Annotated in this window: 5 protein-coding genes; 3 read left to right on the forward strand and 2 right to left on the reverse strand. The window is 51.3% G+C overall.

Annotated elements, in window-relative coordinates; all coding sequences use genetic code 11:
* Positions 1–211: hypothetical protein (locus tag VE954_RS36090; protein ID WP_324962265.1), on the forward strand; the 211-nt coding region annotated here is incomplete at its 5' end.
* Between the two features lie 37 nt (positions 212–248).
* On the opposite strand, the gene VE954_RS36095 is transcribed toward VE954_RS36090, so the two are convergent.
* The gene (locus tag VE954_RS36095; protein WP_324962267.1) at positions 249–572 is read right to left on the reverse strand and encodes a hypothetical protein; all 324 of its coding nucleotides are present in this window, start codon (positions 570–572) and stop codon (positions 249–251) included.
* Between the two features lie 393 nt (positions 573–965).
* Between VE954_RS36095 and VE954_RS36100 the strand changes: the two genes are divergently transcribed.
* Both VE954_RS36100 and VE954_RS36105 read left to right on the forward strand, forming a co-directional pair.
* Positions 966–2,267, forward strand: a complete 1,302-nt coding sequence (locus VE954_RS36100; RefSeq protein ID WP_324962269.1) for a vanadium-dependent haloperoxidase — start codon at positions 966–968, stop codon at positions 2,265–2,267.
* Between the two features lie 18 nt (positions 2,268–2,285).
* Positions 2,286–2,939 (forward strand): DUF4360 domain-containing protein, encoded by a 654-nt coding sequence (locus VE954_RS36105; RefSeq protein ID WP_324962271.1) that lies wholly within the window; start codon positions 2,286–2,288, stop codon positions 2,937–2,939.
* Between the two features lie 60 nt (positions 2,940–2,999).
* Here the strand turns inward: VE954_RS36105 and VE954_RS36110 are convergent, their stop codons facing one another.
* Positions 3,000–4,718, reverse strand: coding sequence for an adenylate/guanylate cyclase domain-containing protein (locus VE954_RS36110; RefSeq protein ID WP_324962273.1), 1,719 nt, complete (start codon positions 4,716–4,718; stop codon positions 3,000–3,002).
* Between the last annotated feature and the right edge of the window lie 176 nt (positions 4,719–4,894).

A 4,894-nucleotide genomic window follows, 5' to 3' on the forward strand; every position in this document is an offset into this window, starting at 1 on the left:
CAAAACATCAAAGGGCGAGATCATCATGGCTCTCGACTTCAGCATTTATCGGACTGATGGTGTGAGCTATGCTGAGATTTTCAGCCAGAAAGATCTTAATAGCCTGCCGCAGATACCGGGAACGTTTCTCCTTATCTTCGCCATTCGGATTGACGCCAACGATCGTCTTTGGTTTCACAGTGCGACGGGGCTTGTCCGCATCGACCTTTAAAGTTGATATTGCAGTCGGACGGAACCTAATTCGTCATTCACGACTCGGATCGAGCGCCCGTAATAACGTGATGCATCGTCTCCCACCGGGTCCAGCATACTTCGAGGTCGAGGTCCTGCATCCGGCCCGACCTTGTCACAACTCGGCCTGTATAGGTTTGACCGATTTCCCACAGCCCATCCATCTGATCAACATATCGGCTAATGCTGTGAATGGAAAAAGCATCGGACGGGTCAATCGCTCCAACCAACTGCTTATCAGCGCAGAAGTCCCGCAACCACGCGTGATAGAGAATGGGCTCGACAGCATCCTGGTTGTCTTTCATCGACGACGCTTTCAATTTGCTGCAGGTCGTGTCCATAGTACATCCAGCGCAACTGTCCAATACTTTGCCTCATTCATAAGTATTAACAGGTGTTCGCAATTTTACAATCGGCCGAAGGCTGACGTGGATTTGCGAATGTCATCGTGACTTAAGCAGGAGTTCGCCATGGAGGATCAGTGCACACGGCCCTCGGTTGCAAGCGAACCTGGTTGGTAATTACCAAAATCGATTCACTCACCATCCCTCTCCGCGACTCGAAAATCCTGCCTGGATCAATGCCCTTCCCCATCCTCTATTTTCATCAATCCATGCGTATTCCGTAAAAACACACTGGGAATCACACCAAGTTCATTGGTAAAAAAATCTGTTTGAAAATTCGGACTGTGATGTTACCAATCCCCTTATCAAATCCTTGATAGGAGGAAAGGCATGCGGACTTTCATACATTGTTTTGCTGTTTTATTCCTCGCTGCTCCAAGTTTCGCTCACACCCTGAAATCGAATGATAAAGAGTTTGTCGCCGCGTGGAACATGCTGGCCCTGGACAGCATCAGGCGGCAAAAAATCGCTCCACCCATAGCCGCCCAGTATCTGGCCGCCATGCATCTGGCGATGTTTGAAGCTGCCAATCGATCCAGCGGAACTTATATAAGTCAGCTGAATATCGCCAAGGATAGCAGCTTCGAAACATTGCAACGCCTGCATACAGCCGCGGCTGCCTATCGGGTCCTCCAGGAGTTTGCACCTCAAGAGATTCGGCAGAAGGCTGAACACATGCTCCATGATGAGTCGCTTATGAGCGTCGGCACGGAAGAGCTGAAGCAGCTCGCCAAGGATGAGGCTCAGCGCCTTGGTGAAACAATCATCGCTCAGCACCTCACGGATCCAGGGACAACAGCGCCGACTTCCATCATTCCGACAGGACCGGGATACTGGATCCCGACGCCGCCAGCCTTCGCATCTTATTTGATTCCCGGCTGGGGGCAACTGCGACCTTGGGTTTTGGACAAGGTCAACGCCCTCAGGCCATTGGGACCTCCAGCTGTGGATTCAACCGCCTATGCAGCGTCTTGGGATGAAGTGAGGCGCCTGGGATCAAAAACCTCGATCGAGCGAACGGAAACCCAAACGGAAACCGCTCTTTTCTGGGCTGACGGAGCAGGTACCTCCACACCTCCGGGTCACTGGAATACTATCCTGACCCATCATCTCGCCTCCTGCGACAACGCACTTGTGGACATCGCACGCGTCTACGCCGTACTCAATATGGCCATGGCTGATGCCTGCATAAGCGCCTGGGAATCGAAGTGGGATTTCTATTTCTGGCGTCCGATCACGGCTATCCGTGAAGCGGCGCGGGATGGAAATCCGTTGACGGAGCCAGATCCTACCTGGGAACCCTTGCTGAACACGCCACCCTTTCCCGCTTACGTCAGCGGTCATGCGGCCGTCAGTGGTGCGGCCGCTGATATTCTCAAGGATTTTTTCGTGGATCGACTGCCTGTCATACGGGTGAGTTCCGAAAGTATACCCACCACCCGCGAGTATTCCGATTTTACCTCAGTGGCCCAAGAGGCGGCCGACAGTCGCGTCTACGGTGGGATTCACTTTAACTTTGATGGAGTCGATGGGCTGCTGCTGGGACGAAGTGTGGGACAAACCTATCAGGCCATCGCCCTGCGACCGCAGCCGGGTTCCAAGGCTGCTGCTGCGGGGCGGGTGTGCCGCTAACAACCAAGGAGATACAAAATGAAATGGGCTGCCTGTCTACTTTTGAGTCTACCCTGCTTTGCCTATGCAGGTTCCGAGACAACTGCCGTATTGAATAGCGTGCCTGAGGGCTTCGAGCTGACGAACTTCCGTTTTCTCTATGATGAAGCGACCTGCGGCAAGATCAATTTCGTATTGAATCCTAAAAATGGAGATTGCAGCGTCGAATTTGAAAACTTTTCCATCCAAGGTACGGCGGTTTCCAGCTGCGACCTGACAATCGAAGTTGATCTGCCTCCGGGCCTGGCCATGACACCCTCGCGCCTGACCGTGGAAGGCGACTATCAATTTGATGATGGCGGTTTGATTACGCTGGATGCGGATTATACGCTTGCAGGCGCCGATGAAAAAATCGAGCTTCAGCGCCGCTGGAGCAATACGGATGCCGGCCTCGTCTCGAACTCCTTTTTGGAAGAAGTCCAGTGGACCACGGCAAGGCCCTTTTCGCCTTGTGGAGGGACAGCCGTATTTAAGGGGCGCTTTTCTTTGGCCACCACCACGCAGGTTGATCAAAAGGAAAGTCTGCTTGATATAGGCAAGGCCAACGCCGGTGCGGCATCTGAGAAAAAGGCTCCGATCGCCTATTGGGGATGGGATTATCAGCTCTGCAATCAGGGAATCCCGAATCGTTGAGCTGGCTCGGTCCTTGGCATCGACGCCAAGGAACTCGTCCGACTCTCCGTTGGGAATGTTTCAAGCAACATGGTGCGTATCCAAAAGTTTGGCCCCGTCCAAAGTCGATTCATAGACGAAGAGCTCCATGCTGCTTTCTATCCCTTTCAATCGCTGGTGACCCAAACTCGTCAGCCTTGACGAGGCAAGATGCTGGCTCACCGATGGACTGACAAGGATTTGATTCGGACTGGCCTTGCTTTCGATTCGAGATGCGATATTAACGGTTCCTCCAATGGCCGTGTAGTCGCTTCTCTTCTCGCTGCCGAACGAGCCGACAATAGCCATGCCCTGGTGAACGCCTATTCTTATGGACAATTCAACTCCGAATTCTTCCTGGCATTTTTTGTTCAGCGTTTGGATAAAGAGCAGCATCTTGGTTGCGCAATTCACGGCTTTCTGGGCTTGATCCTGACCTGTCAGCTCGCGCGGAGCACCGAACATCACCATAACGGCGTCGCCGATGAACTTATCAATGGTTCCGCTATCGCTGTAGATGACGTCCGTCATACCTTTCATGAAATCATTGAGCACGATCGTAATCCGCTTCGCACCAAGCTTTTCACTGAGCTGGGTAAATCCTACGATATCACAGAAGAGAACCGTGATGAGCGTATCCTGCGCTTCCTTTTCAAGCCGCGATTTGCCCTTGATGACTTCCTCGACAATATCGGGTGGCAGAAAGCGCTGCAAAACGTTCTGCTGGATATAGCGCTGCAGAACTTCGATTCTGCGCTTGCCAATATAGATCCTCCACAGAGTGAAAAACATAAGGCTCATGAAAATCAGGGCTGAATACAGGATATAACTTTTGAACCTGCTATCGTTCTCGGCAAGTGCCAATGCCAGTTTTTGACGCTCGGATTCGTGTTTGATGCGCTCCAGTTCAGCCAGGTTGATGGATTGTTCCGTCTGAAACTGAAAAGACGGCAGAATGAGCTTGAGATAGTAGCGCCAGAACTGTCGGAACAGTTTGTTCTCTGCCGCCAGAGGCACGCTCATCATACTGATTTCTTTTGTCACATGGTCCACGACATCGGCCTGGGTATCATCGGGGAGGCTGAAGCAATCCGATAGATCTTCACCCGTCCCGCTATTGATTTTCGTCATGGCCATATAACATTGCAGAAAAGCCATTCTCTTGGGCGACTCAGAGCCATCAAAACGCACGGAAGACAGCTCATCCAGCGCTTCCTTTTTCCTGCCCAGCTTGCTGTAGGTAAAGGCCGAAAAAACGATAGCATCCGGGACCAATCGCGCAGCGGCCATTTTCACCTTTGCAAATTGTTTCAGAGCACCTTCTGGATCGTTAAAATAGAATAATTTGGCAACGCCAATGTTAAATTTGGTAACTTCGTCATCGAACATCTTCGCTTCTTCATAAATTTGAAGAGCCTGGGAACGATGATGGGCACTGCTGGCAGGATTGAATAGATAGACCGACGCCATCATCCACTTAAGCCCATCGGACATCCAGCTGGCCTGTTTCGGACAGGCTGCCAACCCGCGCTTGAGTATTTCCAATGTTCTGACCTGGTCCGAATGCATGTAAAGAATCGTGGTTCCAATCTCATAGGCAAGCCTGGCAGCAGCTGTAGTCCCGGGGAAATCCTGTCTCGACTTATCAATAAACTCTGTCCATAGGATGAATTTCCTCGAGTAGTCGATGCTCGATTCGTAAACCAAACACAAGGATTTAATGAGATAATCGTCAGCTCCATGCTGGAATGCCAGACACAATTCCGAAGCTTCCTTATGCTTTTCTGAATATTGAAGATGAGGGCAGATATATCACACCAGAAAGTATTGCATGTACTTGATCTTGCCAGCGAGGCAGCTGCCACACTCAACAAGTCGAACCTGGCTCTGGCTCCGATAAACTGTGCTGCCTTTGATGAAATATTTCAGCGCCAGGA

Source organism: Oligoflexus sp., from assembly GCF_035638955.1.
Lineage (GTDB): Bacteria > Bdellovibrionota_B > Oligoflexia > Oligoflexales > Oligoflexaceae > Oligoflexus.